The organism is Mesorhizobium sp. M1142 (assembly GCF_040318565.1).
Classification (GTDB): Bacteria; Pseudomonadota; Alphaproteobacteria; order Rhizobiales; family Rhizobiaceae; genus Mesorhizobium.
The window spans coordinates 220937-240116 of the sequence record NZ_JAMYMK010000004.1; the positions used below are offsets into that span (position 1 = coordinate 220937).

The following is a 19180-nucleotide window of genomic DNA, read 5'->3' on the forward strand; positions in this document are numbered from 1 at the left end:
CCTCTTAGCCCCGAGAGGATCTGATTCGCTCAAGCCCCGTTGTGACAGCAATCCTATCATTCAAGGCGTCCTGTTGGACGCCTTTTTTCTTTGCGCAACCATAGCTAACCGGCGAGCACACGGGTCGAGGGAAAGGCGACTTCGACCAGGGTTCCCTCGCCGGGCGTCGAGTTGATGGTGAACCGGGCCCGGTTCGCTTCGACCATCGCCTTGGTCAGCGGCAGCCCAAGACCGGTGCCGTCGCCGCGGCCGCGCTTCAGCGCATTGATCTGCTTGAACGGCTTCAGCGCCTGCTCGATCTCGGACGGGCTCATGCCGATGCCGGTATCGCGCACGCGCATGACGACATCGCCGGAGAGTTCGTAGGCCGTCGACACGATAACCTGGCCGCCGGCCTGCGTGTAGCGGACGGCGTTCGACAGGATGTTGAGCGCGATCTGCCGAACGCTGCGCAGATCGGCCACCACTTCCGGCAGCCGCGAGGCGAAGCTGGAGCGGATGATGACGCGTTCCCGGTTGGCTTGCGGCTGCATCATCGCCACGGTTTCGGCCAGCGTGTCGTTAAGCGACACCGCCTCGTAGGCCATCTCCTGCTGGCCTGCCTCGATTTTCGAAATGTCGAGCAGGTCGTTGACCAGATCGAGCACGTGGTTGCCCGAACGGTTGATGTCGCGCAGATAGTCGCGATAGCGGTCATTGGCCACCGGCCCGAATTTCTCGTCGACCATCAGCTCGGAAAAGCCGATGATGGCGTTGAGCGGCGTGCGGATCTCGTGGCTGATGCGGGCCAGAAAATCGGTCTTCTGCGACGAGGCGCGTTCGGCGACCGCGCGCGCCTGGGTCAAGTCCTCTTCGGCCCGCTTCCACTGGGTGATATCGCGCACCACCGCACAGAAGCCGCTGTCGTTGGGCAGCCTGCCGATGGTCATGAACAGCGGAATGAAACGCCCCTGCGCCTCGCGCCCGATCACCTCGCGGCCATCGTTCATCACGCTTGCAACGCCGGGCTCCGACAACCCCTCGAGATAGTCACGCGCCGCGCGCTGGCTTTCGATCGCAAACAGCGAGACGAACGGCTTGCCGGTCACCTCGTCGCTGTCGAAGCCAAACAGCGCTTCCGCCGGACGGCTAATTGAACGGATCGTTCCGTTACGGCCGATCAGCACGACGCCGTCGGTGGCGGTGTCGATGATGGTGCGCATTTCGGCAATGCGCGCCTTGAGCTCGGAAACATCCGGCTGCGTTTGGTCGTCGGCAGCGCCATGCGGAATGGCTGATGCTTCGTCGTCGCCGGAACGGCGTACGACCAGCATCAGTGCCTTGCCGTTCCCCCACGGGACGGAGCGCAAAATCGCGTCGATCGGAAACTCCTGACCGTCGCGCGTCCTCAGCCGTAATGCGCGGTCGCCGCCCTCCGAACTGCCGTCGTCGGCATAAGGGTCGGCAAACAGCGCGCCGAGCCCGCCCGCCTCGTCCAGGGCGTTGAGCGTCGCATAGCCGGTCAAGCCGAGGAATTCGTCGTTCGCGTAGTACAGTTGATCGCCGGAATGGATAAGCACCGGCACCGGTAGCTTGCCGAGGATCGAGGTATCCGGCCCCTTGTTGTCCGCTCCGGCAAACGCCGACGGCACGAAGCCGTCGAGTTTGAGCGGTGGTGCCTGCGGCCGCTCGACGGGCGGCACCTGGCCGGCAGCGTCGGCTGCGCTGTCCTCGGACCAATCCTCACTGTCCTCGGCGTCACGGAAATCTTCGGCCGTCATGCTATCGTCGTCGCCATCCCGCGGCGCTTCGGCGACGATCGTTCGACGGTCCGTGCTGGGCTCATCGCCTTCCTGCGCTTCATCGCTGGGTTCGCGGTCGGCATAGTCGAGCAGCGATCCGGAAACAGGGCGTGTGACGGGTTCGCCGGCTTGCGCCTCTGCTACCGCCTCATCCGGCTGCTCGCCGTCGAGCCGGGCGAGGTCCTTCTGGTCCTCGGCATCGGCCTCGGGCGGTTCGGCGGCAGCCGCCCCGCTTTCCGGACCTGGTTCCGGCATCTCACCCTTGTCCGTCGGGCCGGCTCCTTTCAGCTTTGGCTCGTCGGCATTGCCGGCTGCCTCGACTTTCTCAACCGGCTTCTGCTTTCCGGCGCTGGGCTGTTCTTCGGCCGGGGTGCTGTCCTTCTTGAGACGCTCGCCAATCTCGCGAAACGCGCTGCGTTCCAGCGTCGACAGGCCCTTGTCGTTGGCCGGCTGCCGGTGCTCGGCCAGCCGGATCACCTTGTCGGCAAAGCGCCGCTCGGGCTTTGGCACGATGGTCAACGCCGGCACTTCGCCCCTGAACGGATCGGCGGGTTTCGGTGTCGCCGGGGCAGGTTCGACGGCTTCCGGCCCAACGCTCGCGGCGGGCTTCTCCTCGGCGACAAGGGCCATGCCGACGGCATCCGGATCGACCACCGCATCGCCGCTCCTGGCGACGCCGAAGCCGCGAAAACCTTCGAAAACCCGGCTGCGGCTGTAAACCGGGAGCGCCGCCAGATCGACGGGTATCTTCAGATCGGTGCCGGCGACCGGCCACAGCACGGAGCGGCCGGACCAGGTGTCGCGCCGTTCGAGCAGGCCGGCAATCTCGCCAGAAGCATCGAGGCCATAGGCGGCCGAAACATCCTCGAAGCGGCGGCCGATCACGTCGGCGGCAGGCCTGCCGACAAGCTCGGCAAATTCCGGCGACAGGGCGCTGAACCGGCCCTCCGCGTCGGTACGCCAGACGAAACGCATGGGCGCGGCGGTGCGATCGATCGCCGAAGCGCGGCGTTCGGCCGGGGAGGCGGCTTTGGTGGCTTTTGCGGCGCTTTCCGGCGAAGTATCCGCGCCGGCCTGCGAAGCGTCCGGGCTGTTCTCGGCTTTGCCGGACGCAGCTGCCCCGGGCGGGACCTGCGCGTCGTCGCCGGCATTGAAGTACCAATGATCATGCTGCGTTGGCGTTTCGCCAACCGTGTGTTGATTGTCAGCCGCGTCGACAGCTTCGTGCTCCGCCGATGCTGAGGTGCCTTCCATCGCTGCAAGGTTGATCTCCGCCGCGCCCATTCTGGCGATTGGCGGCTCGTTGTCTTGGCCCGTCGGCTGGGGAAGATCGCCACCGCTCGGTGCCGTTGCTGCTTCGCTGCCGGTTTCCCCCCCGGCGCGCTCGCCATCAGGGGCCTCGCCGTCGAACCGGTCCTCGTCGATCACCACCAGCAGGTGCCGCTCGTCCGTCAGCCGGGCAAGGCCCGCCGGATAGGAGCTGGATCCGCCTGGGACCAGGCGCTTGACGATGCGGTCGCTCTCGTTCGCCACGTCGGCGACAAGCGCGGCCAGCGTCTCAGGCCGGATGCCGAGTGCCGAAAAGCCGTCCGATGCGGCGTCGATATTGCCCTTGGCGTCGACAAAGGCGATGTAGTGGCCGTCTTCCGTAAAACCACCGATGGCGCGATCGGCGATCTCGGCCGCGCTGCGCGAGCCGGTCTGCGCCGCCGGCAGCGCCAGCATGATTGCTTCCTCGCCATCGGGCATGGTCACTGCGCTGGCCAGGAAGCCGACCGCGCGGCTGGTCAGGCCGGTCGCCAGCCGGACCGTGATGGCACGGTCGCGGCCGATCTGCGGAAAACCGCTGGTTGCCATGATCTGGCGCCTGGCGATCAGCGGCAAACCTGCCGAGGCGCCGATGATCGCGCCGATGTCGGGATAGCCGAATACCGCTGCGCCGGGGCCGTTGGCCCAGATCACCTGCTCGAGATCGGCCGACAGAATAGCGATCGCGTCGCCTGCGGCGAAGCGCAGGCGGACCGGGTCGAGCACGGCGACATCGAGGAAGGAGTAGTTTTCAGCCGGCATGCGTTTGGCGACCCTCACAGAGCGGGCAATTTGCGGTTAACGCTTTGTTAATAAAAGCCGACGGCGCGAAGGTCCACAAGTCATAGCGTGCAACCAATGGAATCTCTAGGCGCGTGGTTAACGCCACGAATAAATAATATATGGTGCGATGCAACAAACATGTTGCAATGCACAAAAATTGCCTTTATATTGCCATGATACATGAACGAGACGGCTTTTCGTCAAAGCCGCTGCCGCTGAAAAGGATGGAAAATGTCCAGGACCAAGACCGCTGAAACGATCGAAAACGCCGAATTCCCGAGCTTCGACGCTTCCAAGGCCACCGACCAGATCCGCGCTTTCGCCGAAAAGGGCGTCGAGCAGTCGAAAGAGGCCTATGCCAAGCTGAAGACCGGCGCCGAGGAGACCCAGAAGGCTCTGGAGTCGACCTACGAGACCGCCAAGTCCGTTTCCAGCGACCTGTCGCTCAAGACCATCGCCGCCCTGCGCGCCAATGCCGAAGCCGGCTTCTCGCATTTCGAAGCGCTGATCGGCGCCAAGTCGCTGTCGGAAGTCGTCGAGTTGCAGACCGCTTTCCTGCGCAAGCGCGTCGAAATGACCGTCGAGCAGGCCAAGGACTTCCAGGCGGTTGCTGCCAAGGCGGCCGAGGACGTATCCAAGCCGATCAAGACCGCCTTCGAGAAGGCCGTGAAAGAAATCAAGATCGCCTAATATTTGCACACAGTTTGACGATGCATCAAAAGGTCGCATTTCGTCAGACAAATAGATGTGCGATATAGTCGTTCAAACGAATACCCGGCGAGTGGAACCTCCTCCCTCTGCTCACCGGGGTAACCAGCCAGCACCTCCTCCCGCTGGCTCGTAACAGGAAAAGGCCGGCACCTCCTCCCGCCGGCCTTTTCTTTGTCCGGCGGAAAATGACGCGATGCCGGAGCGAGCTTTTGCCTTGCCAAAAGCCTTGAATTAAACTCCGATAGCCCGTATGGACGCATCGCCGAACGACAGAGCGGGTCCCGAACGTTTCATCTCGATCCCGCTCTGGCAAAACGTGCCGTTGTAGCTCAGATGGTTAGAGCGCCGGATTGTGGATCCGGAGGTCGCTGGTTCGATCCCAGCCAACGGTACCATCACCTTTCAACTACACTTCTGACCGGCAAAATACTGCTAAAGCGGTCTTATGACCGGTTGCCTCACCCAGGGTCCCGCGCCTGACGCGCGCCGCGCAGGTGGTCCACGAGGGCTCTCAGCTTCGGCGCGACATTCCGTCGGCTGGGGAAATAGAGATAGAAACCAGCAAACGGCGGGAAATAGCCGTCGAGGATTGGTACAAGCTCGCCGCGGTCGATCCAGGGGCGGAATGTATCCGCCATGCCGAACGTGATCCCGGCGCCTGCAACGGCCAGCCGGATCATCAGCCACATGTCGTTGGTCGTGATCTCGGGCGCAACCGCCACGTCGAATTCGCGCCCGTCCTCGCCAAACTCCCACCGATAGGGCGAAACTCCCGGCGCCGGCCGCCAGCCGATACAGCGATGAGCCACAAGCTCGCGCGGATGGGCGGGTGCTCCGAACTTTTCGAGATAGCGCGGGGCGCAGACGGCCATCTGCCGCTGATCGCCCGATACCGGCACGGCAATCATGTCCTGCTCGATCACTTCGCCGAGCCTGACTCCGGCATCATAGCCTTCGGCAACGATGTCGAATTCCTCGTCTGTCACCACGATGTCCAGATGCACCTCGGGAAACGTTTCGGTAAAGGACGCCAGCAACGGTCCTGACAGAAAGGTCTCTGCGATAGACGAAACCGCGATCCGCAGGCGGCCGCGCGGGCGGTCCAGAAACTCCGTGGTGGCTTCGACTGCCGCGTTCACGTCGGCGATTGCCGGTGCGACGCTCGCCAACAGGCGCTCGCCCGCTTCGGTCAGGTTGACGCTGCGTGTCGTGCGCTGCAGCAATGCGATCCCCAGACGCTGTTCAAGCCTGAGGATGCTCTGGCTGACCGCTGAGCGCGTCACGCCCAACCGGTCCGCAGCAGCGCGAAAATTGCGTTCCTCAGCGACCGTGACGAAGACAGCAATTGCATTGAGATCGACGTCCATTGGTTAGCCGCACTTACCTTAGAGGTTAACAATAGGCGGCTTATCGCGACAATGCCCTGGCTCTATCTCTGTCGCAACGGCAAGAAGGCTTGATCCTCCCGATCCAAGCCGAAGCCGACCGACAAGGAGTATCCCATGACATCACTCCCTTCCTCCTGGGACCTGGATGGAAAAGTCGCCCTCGTGACCGGCGCGGCACGCGGCATCGGTCGCTGCACGGCGGAGCTGCTGCGTGCGCGCGGTGCCCGGATCGTGGCAAGCGATCTCAGCGACACCGTACGCGAATTGGAAGCCGAGGACGTGGCAACCCTGGTCGGCGACGTCGTCGACGAGGATCTGGCCCGACGCTCGGTCGAGCTCGCGGCGAAGCGCTTCGGACGCCTTGACATCGTCGTGAACAATGCCGGTCGCACGCTCAACAAACGTCTGACGGAGACCTCGGTCGACGACTACGACCGCATTCTGCAGATCAACGCGCGCGGCAGCTTCGTCACCGCCCGTGCCGCTGTGGAACTGATGGCCGCCGGTGGTGGCGGCGCGATCGTCAATGTCTCATCGATCTCGGCCGTCGCGGCCTTCGAGACGCAGGCGGCCTATGCCTCCTCCAAGGCGGCTGTCGCACAGCTGACCAAGGTAATCGCGATCGAATATGGGCGTATGGGCATTCGCTGCAACGCCGTTGCCCCTGGCGTGATCGAAACCGACATCATGGAAGGTGTGGTGGAGAATGGCCGGGAGATGCTGCGCAGTTTCGGCAACGCGCATCCGATCGGCCGGATCGGCCAGCCGCAAGAAGTTGCCGAGGCCATCGCCTTTCTTGCCTCGCCGGCATCCAGCTTCATCACCGGGGCGTTGCTTCTGGTCGATGGCGGCTACACCGCCCAGTGATCCCCTATAAAGCCGGCGCGCCGCGGGAGCTCATCCGCACGCCATCCCTTCACATCGTGAAATAATCACAAAACCAAAAGGATCGTCTACGATGACCATGAACAAAGTTGTTCTGATCACCGGTGCCTCCAGCGGCATCGGTGCTGGCATCGCCCGCGAACTTGGCGCGGCAGGTGCAAAGCTGATGCTCGGCGCGCGGCGCGCCGACCGCCTTGAAGCGCTTGCGGCAGAAATCGAGGCGGCTGGTGGAACGGTTCGCGTGCGAGCGCTCGACGTCACCAAGAGGGCGGACGTCGCAGCATTCGCCGATGCCGCGCGGGCCGAATGGGGCCAGGTAGATGTCATCGTCAACAATGCGGGCATCATGCCGCTGTCGGCCATGGCAGCCATGAAGGTCGACGAGTGGGAGCTGATGGTGGACGTCAACGTCAAGGGTGTTCTGTACGGCATCGCGGCGGTGCTCCCTGAGATGACGGCACGTGGCTCCGGGCATATCATCAATATCGGTTCCATTGGCGCACTGGCCGTCTCGCCCATGGCTGCCGTGTATTGCGCAACGAAATACGCTGTCCGCGCGATTTCCGATGGGCTCCGCCAGGAGAGTGATGATATCCGCGTAACCTGCATTCATCCCGGTGTGGTGGAAAGCGAACTGGCGGACACGATCACCGACGAAGCCGCTGCCGCCGCCATGAAAACCTGGCGCGCTATTGCCCTGCAACCCGGTGCCATCGCCAGGGCAGTGCGCTACGCAATCGAACAGCCCGACGATGTCGACGTCAACGAGATCGTCGTGCGTCCGACGAAGGCGGCGCATTGATGCCATCCACTTTGACCGCAGTGCATACGGGCATTGCCCTTGCTGTAACTCCAGCCGGCCTGACCCTTCCTTCAACTCCAATCCTTGCAGAGGAACCAATGACGCAGCAAGATCATCCTTACGTCGGACTGTGGGTCACCGAGGATCGCCATATCAGGCACGAACTCCTGCCGAACGGCCGTTATGACGAAGCGCGCGGTGACCGCGAGAGCGCCTATCAGGGACGCTACGAAGTGCGGGGCAACCACATAGAATACTGGGACGATACGGGCTTCACCGCGGATGGTGAGTTCGTCGAAGGCGTCCTCTATCATGCCGGCATGATCCTTTACCGCCAGCGGTAGAGAGCCACCCTGAGACAAGCACTTCAGGGCTCCACAAGACGCTATTGCATGCCTTGCATAACGCGCTCGGCAGCTTGCACTGCAAGGCCGGTCACGCCATATCTCTCCCAGCAAGCGCGGCGGAAAGAAGCAGGACCGCGAGCAGAGTCGACATTGCAAATGGTTGTCACTATATAGCGGCGGCTTTGACGGCTCGCCTTTTACGTCGTGCCAGCGAGAGCGCGGTAAATGTGCTAGCTATTGTGACATCTATCGTGATCTAAAACGGCTTGAAAACCGAAAAAAAGCAAATAGAAACAATAGCGCGGGTCGAACGAGTTTCCTCGAGAGAATCAGTCCTCAAAAACCAGAACGTGCTCCTTGAACCCTCCATTCCCTTCGGCTCTGTGGACCTCGGACAAGTTCGGCTTGCCGGGCGAAGCCGACTCGGCTCGAATGGCAGCACGCATCTTTTCGAAGATGCCGACGTTTATGATTACCAATCGGGACAGCCGCTAGGGAAACAGCAGTATGAGTGAACACGCGATCGAGTTCTTGCGCGGGTGGATTGGCGAAAAAGTCCACTGCCAGCCCTCGCCAGCCAGAATCGAGAAGCAGGCCGAGACCCTCGCCAGGGAATGCGCGGCCAAGGCTGCCGAAGCCGGCATACCCCTGGAGGATATTCAGGAAGAGGTCGGCGACATTCAGGAGCTCATTGCTTCGAGGCTCGAAGAGGCGGCCGAGGCCGAGCAGGACGAAAAGAATTCGAACAAGCCCGCCGAGTAATATGCTTAGGAACAGTATGCGACAGTGGCTTGTCGAGATCGAAGTTCCTGGCGCCAGCTATTTGAAGCACAGCATACACCATTAATTGCTTGCTGGGTGAAGCTAGCGGGTTTTCAGCCCAGGAACGCGTTAATGTCGTAATTTCCAATGGTCTTTGCGAGGTCTTGCGGCGAACAGCCAAGCTTGTTTTTCAGTGTCTTATCTGAGCCAGCTGAGAGAAGAAGCTTGATCAACTCGCCACGGCCCCGTGATTCAAACACGGCACGCCACAGGGGCGTGTTTCCATGAATGTCTTGGGAAGAAACATCTGCGCCGCCCTTGACTAGAAGTTCCGCCACCTCGAGCCGATATTCGCGAGCAGCAAAGTGCAGCGGTGTTTCCAGATTCTTGTCCTGCACATTCACCTTCGCTCCACGCTCGATCAGTGCAGCGACGATTGCGGTCTCGCCATCTTTTGACGCATAAAACAACGGCGTCCGGCCTTCGCGATCTAACGCATCGACATCTTTCCCCTCTGAGATGGCCTGGATGACTTCAGCCGAGCTATGTCTCATCACCGCCTTGTGCACGGGTGCGGGACCATCTGGGTTGCTCATACTATGGCTCCGATTGGGCGATGAGTCTTCCAATTGATATTTTTTGGGGTCGTTTATTCGTCGTTGAGCTGCTTTGGGTTAATCCTTCGCGGCTTCCAGGCCATTCCTGCCGAAGACGGCGAAGACCGCGAAAGCTTAACCAAGATCTGCAGTGTGATGCGCCCCGAATCTACCTTCGAGCCACCCTTTCGGCAATGCCGGCACGAAATTGCCGTCGCGCCCGCTCATGTCTTCGTTGGCGATCAAAGCATTGAGGATTGCTTCCTCCACGCTCTGAATGACGGCGTCGAAGAACGGGTTGATGTCGGCATCCGGTATGTAACCGGCGCTGGCCAATTTGCCGGCCGCGCCGCGCGCCGCATCGGCATTGGCCGTGCTGAACGCAAGAAAAATATCGCCGGACGAATTGTATCCATAGCCGCCGGTCAGCGCGACCCCGAGGGGCACGCGTTTCGCCAGCCGTTTCAACTGGTGCGGCATGAATGGCGCATCGGTGGCGACGATCGCGATGATCGAGCTCTTTTCCGCTCGCGGCGTGTTGTCCCGGATCGCCGGTTCGGCGAGTTCCGCTCCGGCCCTGATGCCACCTATGACGAGGTTTCGCCTTGCACCGAAATTCGACTGGACGAAGCAGCCGATCGTGAAACGCTCTCCGTTCCAGTCGACGCTGCGCGAGGATGTGCCGGACCCTGCTTTGAAGCCGAAGGTGATCATGCCTGTGCCGCCGCCGACGCTGCCCTCTTCATCGGCCCGCTTTCAGCCGTGTCGAGCGCGGAAAACACGTGCTCGAAGCTCAGATGATGGCCGTTGATATCGTTGAGAAAGCCATCATAAGTCTCGCCCGCCACCGGCAGCGCCCAGGCGCTGTCGAGCGCGTGCGGCAGCACCGTCTGCATCCAGCGCAACGTTGCGTCGCGGCTGACGCCGCAGGAATGCGTGTTGGTGATGGTGATGGGAAGATTGAACGCTCCGAGCTCCTCTATCAGATGCGAGCCGGTCAGTTCGCCATTGCCATTGGCGCTGAACACACCGGCGAACGCCGGGACGGCCAACTCGTCTCTGGGCCTTGGCAGGATCGCGGTCACGCCGGTGCGTACCGGACCCTTGCCGACAACGAGCGGCCCGTCCCCTGAGATCAGCGTCGTATAGCCGACCGTCACGCCGGGCACATCGGTGATGGCATTGAAGCGGCCTGGGGTGCCTTCGAATGGGATATCGACGGCGCGTGCACGCAGTTTGCCCGAGGGCGTCGTAAGATGCGGATCGGTCATTTCTTCCTCAGAAAAGCGCCTTGGTCTTCCTCAGAAAAGCGAGCCTTGGCCGCCCGGCGCCTTGAGCTTGGCTGCCGACTTGGCAATCGCCTTCGGCCGCGCCGTGCCACTGATGGCGACGGCATCGGCGGTGCCGTCGGCGAACTCCAGCGAAAGCGCCATTCCCGACACGACCTCCGCCGAACGCTTGACCACCGCGCCGTCCGCATCCTTGACCAGTGCGAAGCCTCGCGCCAGCACGGCCTTGTGCGACAGCGTCGCCAGCAATCGATCGGCCTGCGTCAGTTTTCCACGCAGACGGTCCAGCCGCCGCGAAATCGCCTGGTCCTGCCGCCATGCCAGTGCCAGCAGGGCATCGCCTCGCAGTTTCTGCCGTCTGGCGATCGGCGCCGATGACAGTCTGGCGGCCGTGCGCGAAAACCGTGCCCGACGCTCGCGCACGATGGCGAAGAACGCCGCTTGCGCTCGGGCGAGGTCGCGGCGGGTCAGTGTGCGGGCTTCGTTCATGCGCCGCGACAAGGTCGCCGGTGTCAGACGCTGGCCCAGAAGCCTGGCCCGCTTGCGCTCGACGCTGACCGACAGCGCCCGGCCGAGCCGGCTCGTCGCCTCGTCGAAGCGCCGCCGGGGCAGCGCCAGCAACTGGTCGGGCGAGGGCAGCGCCCGGGCGGCTGCGCGCGCCGCCTGCCGCTTGCGTTCGAAATTGCGCGACAGTGCGGTCTTCAACCGCGCGCCAAGGCCGGCAAGCGTCGCTTCGAGATCGACTTTGACCGGCACGGCGATCTCGGCGGCGCCTGTCGGCGTCGGCGCCCGCACATCCGCTGCCAGATCGATCAGCGTCCAGTCGGTCTCGTGGCCGACCGCGGAAATCACGGGAATACCCGAAGCGGCGACGGCCCGGGCGAGCGCTTCGTCGTTGAAGCCCCACAGATCCTCCAGGCTGCCGCCGCCGCGCGCCACGATCAACAGATCGGGCCGCGCGGTGGCGCCGTCCCAAGGCAGTGCATTGAAGCCGTTGACGGCAGCGGTCACTTCCGCGCCCGCCGTCTCGCCCTGCACCCGCACCGGCCAGACGAGCACGTGCAGCGGGAACCGGTCCTTGATGCGGTGGATAATATCGCGGATCACCGAACCTGTTGGCGAGGTGACGACGCCTATGACGCGCGGCATGAACGGCAGACGCCGCTTGCGGGCCGCGTCGAACAGCCCTTCGGCCTGCAGCCGGCGCTTGCGCTCGTCCAGCAGCGCCATCAGCGCACCGGCACCGGCCGGCTCGAGATTGTCGATGACGATCTGGTAGTTGGATTTTCCGGGATAGGTGGTGAGCCTGCCGGTGGCGATCACCTCCATGCCTTCCTCGGGACGGAATTTCAGCCGGCTCATCGTGGTCTTCCACACCACGGCATCGAGCCGCGCGCGATCGTCCTTCAGGCAGAAATAGGCATGGCCGGAGGAATGCGGTCCGCGATAGCCGGAAATCTCGCCGCGCACCCGTACATTGCCGAAGACGTCCTCGACCGTGCGCTTCAGCGCGCCGGAAATCTCGCTCACCGTATACTCGGTGGCGTTGGTGCGTGATTCGGGTGCTGCGTCGCTCATCGGCCGATTGGGGAACGGTTGTTGGCCGCCGTCAAGGCGGCCGTGTTCGATGTCGGCCCCAATCGCGCGATCACCAGCCCGGCAGGATCTGGCTCGGCTTCGTCCGTTTCATCTTGGCGAAGGCGAGGGCGGCGAAATCGAACGTGCCGGTCTCCTGGCCGAGTGGCACGGAAATATTGTCGAGGCTCTCCGAAATGTGGCGCGCAAGCGCATCGACGATCTCCGGCCGCGAGGTCTGGCCGCGCATAATGCCGATGCGGCAATCGGGCAGGGCGCCGAAACCGTCGGCCTCGCCCAGCACCCGCATGCCGGGCCGCAGCGCGCATTCCGGCAGCACCGAGATCGCCAGGCCGGAAAGCACCGCCGCGGCGATGACGGTGGCAGAGAAGCTGGTGAACAGGATGCGGTAGTCGCGGTTCTGCTGGTCGAGCACGTCGGCGGCCGCCCGCCGCCAGATGCAGTTCGGCCGGCCGAAGGCCATCGGCAGGATCGGCTGCTCATGCGTCGCGTGGTTGGCCGAGGTAACCCACAGCAGCGGTTCGCGCCGCACCACTTCCGACTGGCCGCGCGCGTCATTGTGCGTCACCAGCGCCAGGTCGAGATTGCCGCGCTTGATGTGTTCGACCAGTCCCGGCGTCGGTTCGCAGATAACGGTCAGTTCGACATGCGGGTTGGAGCGGGCAAACCGCGCCATGATCTCTGGCAGGAAGCGATCGGCATAGTCATCCGGCGTGCCGATGCGGATGGTGCCTTCGAGCCGGCGGTCGTCGAAGGCGGCCAGTGTTTCCTTGTTGAGATAGAGCAGCCGCCTTGCGTAGGAGAGCAGTCTATCGCCTTCCTCGGTCAGCCTGTTGGTGCGGCCGTCTTTTTCGAACAGCGGTTTGCCGATCCGTTCCTCCAGCCGCCGCATCTGCATCGACACCGCAGACTGGGTCCGATGCACCGCTTCCGCCGCGCGGGTAAAGCTGCCGGTGTCCACAATCGAGATGAAGGTCTGCAACTGATCGAGATCGAGCGGCGCTTTCATTGGCCTAATCCATCATTGATGCTGATGCTAAAGATTAGAAACATTCGTTGGATTAATCAATCGGGCCATGGCAAATTCCGATTGTCCACATGAACGCATGTGAATCGAAGCCGGAACGGCCGCTGTTGCCAGCGCCCGATCGACCGGTTTCGCCCGTTCGAATGTGAAGGAGACCGACATGGCTACGTTTGATTTCGCCACCGAGACCTCGCGCATCACCTCGCGTCCGGCCGTTGCGACGCGCGTGGCCAATGCCGCTGCCAATGTTTACCGCGCCTGGAAAAACCGCCGCGCCTTTTATCGCCTCGGCGAGATGTCGGATGCCGAGCTCGCCGACATCGGCCTGACCCGCGCCGACCTGCACGTTGCTGTCGGTGTACCCTTTGGCCGAGATCCGACAGAAAGGCTTCGCGTCATCGCCATCGAGCGCGCCGAAACGATCGAGGATCTTGCCCGCAAGGTGGTGTGATCGCACGAATTCGCGATTTTGGTCGCATTGAACCTTTTGAGGCACGACGCCACCAAGTTACGCAGGCTCCCCACTCCCTGCCGGATCCCCCCGGCCAGCCTGCGCGCTGCCCGGTCCTCCCAGGACCGGGCTTTCTTTTTTGGGCGGCACTGATGATTGGGGTTGCCGGTTTCTGGTCTAGCGCCGGCCCATGCCCTGCTTGAACTGGTCGAAGATCGACTCCATCCCTTTCTGGTAGTCGTCGCGCTGCTGGGCGCCTGTCTCGAACATCTTGCCGAACAGGTCGTCGAACGGATTTCTCGGCCTGCCGCTCGGATTGGTCTGCGGCTGCGGCGTCTGCTGCGGCGCCTGATGCGGCTGAGACTGTTGTGCGCCACCGCCGAACATGTCCTGCAGTACTTTGCCGAGCGGATTGTCACCATAAGGGTTCTGTGTCTGCTGGGGTTGGTTCTGCGGCTGCTGTGGCTGTGGTGCACCGCCGCCGAACATATCCTGCAGCACCTTGCCGAGCGGATTGTCACCATAAGGGTTCTGTGTCTGCTGCGGCTGGCTTTGCGGCTGCTGCCCGCCGCCGAACATGTCCTGCAGCATCTTGCCGAGCGGGTTATCCGTGTGGCCTGCAGGCTGAGGGGCCGGTGCCTGGCTGCCGCCGCCCGCCTGCCGCATCATCTGCTCGATGAGTTCGCCGAGCGGATTGCCGCCACTGCCTGCCGCATGCATCTGTCCGCCTAGCTGGTTGGTGGTCTGCTTGAACAGCCCGCCCATCATCATCGAGGCGATTGCCGGCAGCATCTGCTGCAGCACCTGCTGGCTGACGCCACTCGCCTGCGCGGCCTGGTTGGCAACGGCCCGCGACAGGTCCTTCGAGCCGAACAGATGGCCGAGAATGCCGTTGCCTTCATCGAGGCCCTGCGGCGAGAAGGCCCGGCTTGCATCCTCGAAATATTTAGCGTGCTGGCCGCTGGCCATCGCCGTCATGAAGGAGCCGAGCCCGTAAGGGTCCGCCGTGTTGCGCTTGAGCCCCTGCGAAAAGGCCGGCAGCAGCGCCGCGACCGCCGCCTGCGTCTGCTGCTGCGACAGCCCGAACTGCTGGGCCAGCGCCTGCATGCCGTTGCCGTTCTGGGCCTGTGCCAGAATATCGAACAAGGAAGGCATTGTTTTCTCCTCCGGGAAAATCCTCGTTGGAGAAGCCTAGTTCGTTTCCATCACTGATTGAAGCGAATTTGCCGGACCGTGGCTCATGCGGATTGCGAAGCGTTAATACGCGTATTCCATGAACACCGGCTCGATCGAGCCGCCCCAGCGTGTGTGGTAGGCGGAGAGCATCTCCTCGGCGCTGGTCGTGCCGCGCGCGACGACCTCGTCCAGCGTGTTGAGGAACGAGGTCTCGTCGTAGCCGTCGCGGTTCTTGCGGCCACGGTTCTTCAGTCCCATGCGCGAGATGACGAGCACGTCGCGGGCGATCTCGCGCAACGTCGTGTTGCGGAAGGGCGCCGAAATGCCCTGTTGCGGCACCGCGTTGCGCATCGCCAGCACTTCGTCATAGCTCCAGCTCGAGGTCAGCGCCTCGGCCGCGTCGAGCGCTGCCGCGTCGTAGAGCAGCCCGACCCAGAAGGCCGGCAGCGCGCAGATGCGCCGCCACGGCCCGCCATCGGCGCCGCGCATTTCGAGAAAGCGCTTCAGCCGCACGTCCGGGAACAGCGTCGACAGATGGTTCGCCCAGTCGCCCATCGTCGGCAGCCCGTCCGGCAGTTCGTCACGGGCAGCGCCCGCCATGAACTGGCGGAAGGTGATGTGCGTCATGTCGTGGTACTGACCGTCGCGGATGATGAAATACATCGGCACGTCGAGCGCCCATTCGACATAATCGGCAAAGCCGAAATCGGGCGAGAAGCAGAATTCGAGCAGGCCGGAGCGCTGATTGTCGGTGTCGCGCCAGATCTCGCCGCGCCAGCTCTGCAAGCCGTTCGGCCGGCTTTCGGTGAAGGGCGAGTTGGCAAACAGCGCCGTCGACAGTGGCTGCAATTTCAGCGACACCTGCATCTTGCGGCGCATGTCGGCTTCGCTTTCGAAGTCGAGGTTCACCTGGATCGTGCAGGTCCGGTACATCATGTCGAGGCCCTTGGTACCGACCTTGGGCATGTAGCGGGTCATGATCTCGTAGCGCGATTTCGGCATTTTCGGCGTCTCGGCCAGCGACCATTTCGGGCTGCCGCCAAGGCCGAGAAAACGAATGCCCATCGGTTCGGCGATCTCGCGCACCTGCGCCAGATGGGCATTGCCTTCGCGGCAGGTCTGGTGGATCGTCTCCAGCGGCGCGCCGGAGAGCTCGAACTGGCCGCCTGGCTCCAGCGAGATCGCGCCCTGACCGGTCGGCTCGACCAGTCCGATGATGCGGCCGGCATCCATGATCGGGTCCCAGCCGAGTTTGTCCTGCATGCCTTCGAGGATGGCGCGGATGCCGCGCTCGCCGCCATAGGGCACCGGGGCATTGCCGTCGACATAGAACGGGAATTTCTCGTGCTCGGTGCCGATGCGCCATTTGTCGCGCGGCTTGTTGCCTTCGGCCAGGTGCTCGACGAGTTCGTCGGCGCCTTCGATCGGCCGGAAATCGGTGGTATCGCGCGCCATAATAGCCCTCCGCACATGACCCCGAAAACCGGCTTCGATTTTCGGAAGGGATCAGGTGCCCAATCAAATGCTACAGCGTCCTTTGCGCGTCCGAAAGGACACGCGGCCACTGCCGGCGCTAGATGGACGAAATGTCAGTAGCCGATCAAGCGAAAAATCCTGAGCCAGAGGGTAACGGGAATTGATCACCAATCGCCGATTGTCGCCTGGATCAGCGCCAGTGCCGCCACCGCCGCCGTATCCGCTCGCAGGATGCGCGGCCCGAGCGGAATGGCGGTAACGAAGGGCAGCGCTCTCAGCATCCTGCGCTCCTCGTCGGAAAAGCCGCCCTCAGGCCCGACCAGCAGACCGAGCTTTCCCTCCCGCACCGCCTGCAATGCCGGCAGGGGATTGTTGGTCGATGCATCCTCGTCGCAGAAGATCAGCCGCCGCTCGCGGTCCCAGCCCGCCAGCAGGCGCTCGAATTTTTCCGCTTCGCGCAGCTCCGGCACCGCCAATATGCCGCATTGCTCGGCCGCCTCGACGACATTGGCGCGCAGGCGCTCGATGCCGGGTTTTGCCACTTGCGTATGCTGGGTGATGACCGGCTGCAGGATGCCGGCGCCCATCTCCACCGCCTTTTGCACGAGGTAGTCGAGCCGCCCTTGCTTCAGCGGCGCGAAACAGTAGACGAGATCGGGCAACGGCGGCTGCGGCCGCTGCAATGCCAGCAACTTCAGGCGCAACGCCTTCTTCGATTTTGCCGCGATCGCAGCCGACCATTCGCCGTCGCGGCCGTTGAAGACCAGAATTTCGGCGCCTTCGCCGAGCCGCAGCACGTGCGAGAGATAATGGCTCTGCTGCGGGCCGACGTCGAACTCGATGTCCGGTCCAAGCCCGTCCGGCACGAACAGCCGCTGCATCTTGTAATTGGCGCGCATCGCCGAGGAATGGGCGAGGCCATCGCCGGCGTCAAGCCTCCGCGCTGGCGTGCCAGACAGGTCTGTAGCCACGCTTCAGCACGGAAACAGTTGTCGCCGGCGTGAGCAGGCCGATTGGACCGTCGGTAAAATCGCCGAATCCCACCGGTTCGCCATAACCGCCGAAACTCCAGGGCAGCGCGGCGCCGTCAAACAGGGCGTACGCCCTGTTTCCTGACGAGATCATGGTGCCGTCCGGCAAATCCGCAAGCGCTTCCGGTTTCAGTCTCGTCGCCCGCCCGCCCGATGCCAGGCGCTCCTTGTGCAGGCGCTTGTCGAGTTGCGGCGCGCGTGGCTCGGCAATGCCGAAGGCGTCGCCGAAACGCCGGACAAAATCCCTGGCCCGCTCGCGCCGGCAGAAGAAGCAGGGACGGTGCCCGGCCGCCAGCGCCGTCACCTCGTCGAGGAAAAACAGTTCGGTCCAGCCGGCCTTGCCGCCAGCCCGGTTGCGGCCCATCGGCTCGCGCCGCACGTTGCCGAATTCGCAGACGCAGATGATCCAGGCTTGCAGCGCCCAGCGCTTCTTCAACAGCGTTCTCGTCTCGGGGTCGTGAATGATGCCGCGATTGCCCATGAACAGGCCGCGCTCCGGCACGGCATGGATGGCGCCGAACGGGTCGACCCGGTTTTGCAGTGGCATAGGCGTTCCCTGTTGGCTGCAATGCTGGCGCCATGATATCGCTCGTTGCATCAATTTCATGTCAGCAGGTTTCGATGCGGGTCTTAGTTGTCCAGAACTTCGACAATGAGGGCCTTGGCCAGATCGGCGCGGCCCTTGTCGAGGCGGGTGCCGCTATCGACCTGCGCCGTCCCTACTGCGGCGACGCGCTGCCGCAAGATAGCGGCGGGCATGACGCCATGGTGGTGCTCGGCGGCGCGCAGAATGCGCTGGACGACGAGCTCTGTCCTTACTTTCCGGGCCTGCTCGACCTGACGCGCGACTTTGCCGAGAGGGATCGCGCGGTGCTCGGCATCTGTCTTGGCGGCCAATTGGTCGCGCGCGCCTTTGGCGGCGAGAACCAGATCGGCGCCGCATCGGAGTTCGGCTGGCACGAGGTCGCGCTCACCGCGGCGGCGCAGGCCGATCCGGTGCTCGCCGCCTTGCCCGAAAAATTCCCGATCTTCCAGTGGCACGACGACACCTTTGCCTTGCCCGAGACTGCCGTGCGGCTGGCCGGCAACGCCGTCGCCGAGAACCAGGCGTTCCGCATCGGCCGCGCCGTCTATGGCTTCCAGTTTCATTTCGAGGCCGACCGGCCGATGGTTCGCGACTGGAGCACGTCCTTTGCACCGTTGATCGCCGAACGCCATCCGGATTGGGCCGTCCGGCTCGACGACGAAATGGCCCGCAACGGACCGCAAGCCGATGCCGCCGGCCTGGCCATCGCCCGCGCCTGGGTGGCGACGATCTGACGGCCCATATAGTCAACGTATTTGGCGACGTTGCATATTTGGCACGCGGCGGCAAATCCGCCGGGGATAACGCGTTTCATCCTTGGCCTGTGTCTGTCCGCCAGCCTAAAAGGCGCGCGCTCTGCATCTTGCGTGCAACCGCGATGAACCTTTCCTGTGACCCGCGCGACACACCGCCGATACAGAACATGCCTAGAAGCGCGAAACCGTCCGACATTTGCGACGTATTTTGCGTTTCAACGCATTGGTAACCCGCTCGTGCATAGATGCAGGAAGCTCAACAAGAGATGACGTCCGTGAAAGCAGCCTTTTTGTCCTTTGTCATGTTGTCGGCTATCGTCTTGTGCGGCCTCGGCATTTATTCCGCCGACGCGGCCAACGACCACAATGCCGTTGACGGCTACGGCGTCACCGCCGCGCTTCGCTAGACCCTCTGCACATAACCTCACGC

General features: G+C 63.2%; 17 protein-coding genes, 1 tRNA gene and 1 pseudogene. 9 read left to right on the forward strand and 10 right to left on the reverse strand.

Annotation, left to right across the window (positions count from 1 at the left end; translation table 11 throughout):
• Window positions 1–104: 104 nt before the first annotated feature.
• On the reverse strand, window positions 105–3851 hold the full coding sequence (locus NKH42_RS09510) for a PAS domain S-box protein (RefSeq protein WP_352688465.1): 3747 nt from the start codon (window positions 3849–3851) through the stop codon (window positions 105–107).
• Between the two features lie 252 nt (window positions 3852–4103).
• On the opposite strand from NKH42_RS09510, the gene NKH42_RS09515 reads away from it, so the two are divergent.
• Together NKH42_RS09515 and NKH42_RS09520 are read left to right on the forward strand one after the other, a co-directional pair.
• Entirely contained in the window at window positions 4104–4562 is a 459-nt protein-coding gene (locus NKH42_RS09515; RefSeq protein WP_352506908.1) for a phasin, read from the forward strand.
• Between the two features lie 339 nt (window positions 4563–4901).
• A tRNA-His gene (locus NKH42_RS09520) sits at window positions 4902–4978 on the forward strand.
• 63 nt (window positions 4979–5041) lie between these two features.
• Here the strand turns inward: NKH42_RS09520 and NKH42_RS09525 are convergent.
• On the reverse strand, window positions 5042–5950 hold the full coding sequence (locus NKH42_RS09525) for a LysR family transcriptional regulator (RefSeq protein WP_352506907.1): 909 nt from the start codon (window positions 5948–5950) through the stop codon (window positions 5042–5044).
• Between the two features lie 135 nt (window positions 5951–6085).
• Between NKH42_RS09525 and NKH42_RS09530 the strand changes: the two genes are divergently transcribed.
• The 4 genes from NKH42_RS09530 to NKH42_RS09545 all read left to right on the forward strand — a co-directional run bounded on the left by NKH42_RS09530 (window position 6086) and on the right by NKH42_RS09545 (window position 8767).
• Window positions 6086–6838, forward strand: a complete 753-nt coding sequence (locus NKH42_RS09530) for an SDR family NAD(P)-dependent oxidoreductase (protein WP_352506906.1) — start codon at window positions 6086–6088, stop codon at window positions 6836–6838.
• A gap of 91 nt (window positions 6839–6929) precedes the next feature.
• Window positions 6930–7658 carry an SDR family oxidoreductase gene (locus NKH42_RS09535; protein ID WP_352506905.1) on the forward strand — a complete coding sequence of 243 codons (729 nt, stop codon included), beginning with the start codon at window positions 6930–6932 and terminating at the stop codon, window positions 7656–7658.
• Complete coding sequence (locus NKH42_RS09540) at window positions 7658–8002, forward strand: Atu4866 domain-containing protein (protein WP_502896106.1); 345 nt, start codon at window positions 7658–7660, stop codon at window positions 8000–8002. The genes NKH42_RS09535 and NKH42_RS09540 overlap by 1 nt, the downstream gene beginning before the upstream one ends.
• 510 nt (window positions 8003–8512) lie before the next feature.
• Entirely contained in the window at window positions 8513–8767 is a 255-nt protein-coding gene (locus NKH42_RS09545) for a hypothetical protein (protein WP_352475839.1), read from the forward strand.
• Window positions 8768–8880: 113 nt separating this feature from the next.
• Here NKH42_RS09545 and NKH42_RS09550 read toward each other — a convergent pair whose 3' ends face one another.
• From NKH42_RS09550 to NKH42_RS09565, 4 genes and pseudogenes are all read right to left on the reverse strand, one after another.
• Window positions 8881–9363, reverse strand: coding sequence for an ankyrin repeat domain-containing protein (locus NKH42_RS09550; RefSeq protein ID WP_352475838.1), 483 nt, complete (start codon window positions 9361–9363; stop codon window positions 8881–8883).
• A 135-nt stretch (window positions 9364–9498) separates the two neighbouring features.
• Window positions 9499–10634 (reverse strand): annotated as a pseudogene (locus tag NKH42_RS09555) (DmpA family aminopeptidase).
• 30 nt (window positions 10635–10664) lie between these two features.
• Window positions 10665–12230, reverse strand: coding sequence for an exodeoxyribonuclease VII large subunit (xseA, locus tag NKH42_RS09560; RefSeq protein WP_352506904.1), 1566 nt, complete (start codon window positions 12228–12230; stop codon window positions 10665–10667).
• 70 nt (window positions 12231–12300) lie between these two features.
• Complete coding sequence (locus tag NKH42_RS09565; RefSeq protein WP_352506903.1) at window positions 12301–13257, reverse strand: LysR substrate-binding domain-containing protein; 957 nt, start codon at window positions 13255–13257, stop codon at window positions 12301–12303.
• A gap of 178 nt (window positions 13258–13435) precedes the next feature.
• Here NKH42_RS09565 and NKH42_RS09570 point away from each other — a divergent pair, with 178 nt between their 5' ends.
• Window positions 13436–13726 carry a DUF1127 domain-containing protein gene (locus NKH42_RS09570; protein WP_352475835.1) on the forward strand — a complete coding sequence of 97 codons (291 nt, stop codon included), beginning with the start codon at window positions 13436–13438 and terminating at the stop codon, window positions 13724–13726.
• A 177-nt stretch (window positions 13727–13903) separates the two neighbouring features.
• Here NKH42_RS09570 and NKH42_RS09575 read toward each other — a convergent pair whose 3' ends face one another.
• The 4 genes from NKH42_RS09575 to NKH42_RS09590 all read right to left on the reverse strand — a co-directional run bounded on the left by NKH42_RS09575 (window position 13904) and on the right by NKH42_RS09590 (window position 17956).
• The gene (locus tag NKH42_RS09575; RefSeq protein ID WP_352506902.1) at window positions 13904–14881 is read right to left on the reverse strand and encodes a DUF937 domain-containing protein; all 978 of its coding nucleotides are present in this window, start codon (window positions 14879–14881) and stop codon (window positions 13904–13906) included.
• A 102-nt stretch (window positions 14882–14983) separates the two neighbouring features.
• On the reverse strand, window positions 14984–16357 hold the full coding sequence (locus tag NKH42_RS09580) for a glutamate--cysteine ligase (protein WP_352506901.1): 1374 nt from the start codon (window positions 16355–16357) through the stop codon (window positions 14984–14986).
• Between the two features lie 185 nt (window positions 16358–16542).
• A complete protein-coding gene (locus NKH42_RS09585) occupies window positions 16543–17277 on the reverse strand; it encodes a 16S rRNA (uracil(1498)-N(3))-methyltransferase (protein WP_352754322.1) in 735 nt (244 codons plus the stop codon).
• 31 nt (window positions 17278–17308) lie between these two features.
• The gene (locus tag NKH42_RS09590; RefSeq protein WP_352751543.1) at window positions 17309–17956 is read right to left on the reverse strand and encodes a hypothetical protein; all 648 of its coding nucleotides are present in this window, start codon (window positions 17954–17956) and stop codon (window positions 17309–17311) included.
• Window positions 17957–18030: 74 nt separating this feature from the next.
• Here NKH42_RS09590 and NKH42_RS09595 point away from each other — a divergent pair, with 74 nt between their 5' ends.
• Both NKH42_RS09595 and NKH42_RS09600 read left to right on the forward strand, forming a co-directional pair.
• Window positions 18031–18729, forward strand: coding sequence for a type 1 glutamine amidotransferase (locus NKH42_RS09595; RefSeq protein ID WP_352751545.1), 699 nt, complete (start codon window positions 18031–18033; stop codon window positions 18727–18729).
• A gap of 287 nt (window positions 18730–19016) precedes the next feature.
• Window positions 19017–19157: a hypothetical protein gene (locus NKH42_RS09600; protein ID WP_292664785.1), complete on the forward strand. Its 141-nt coding sequence runs from the start codon at window positions 19017–19019 to the stop codon at window positions 19155–19157.
• The last annotated feature ends 23 nt before the right edge of the window (window positions 19158–19180 follow it).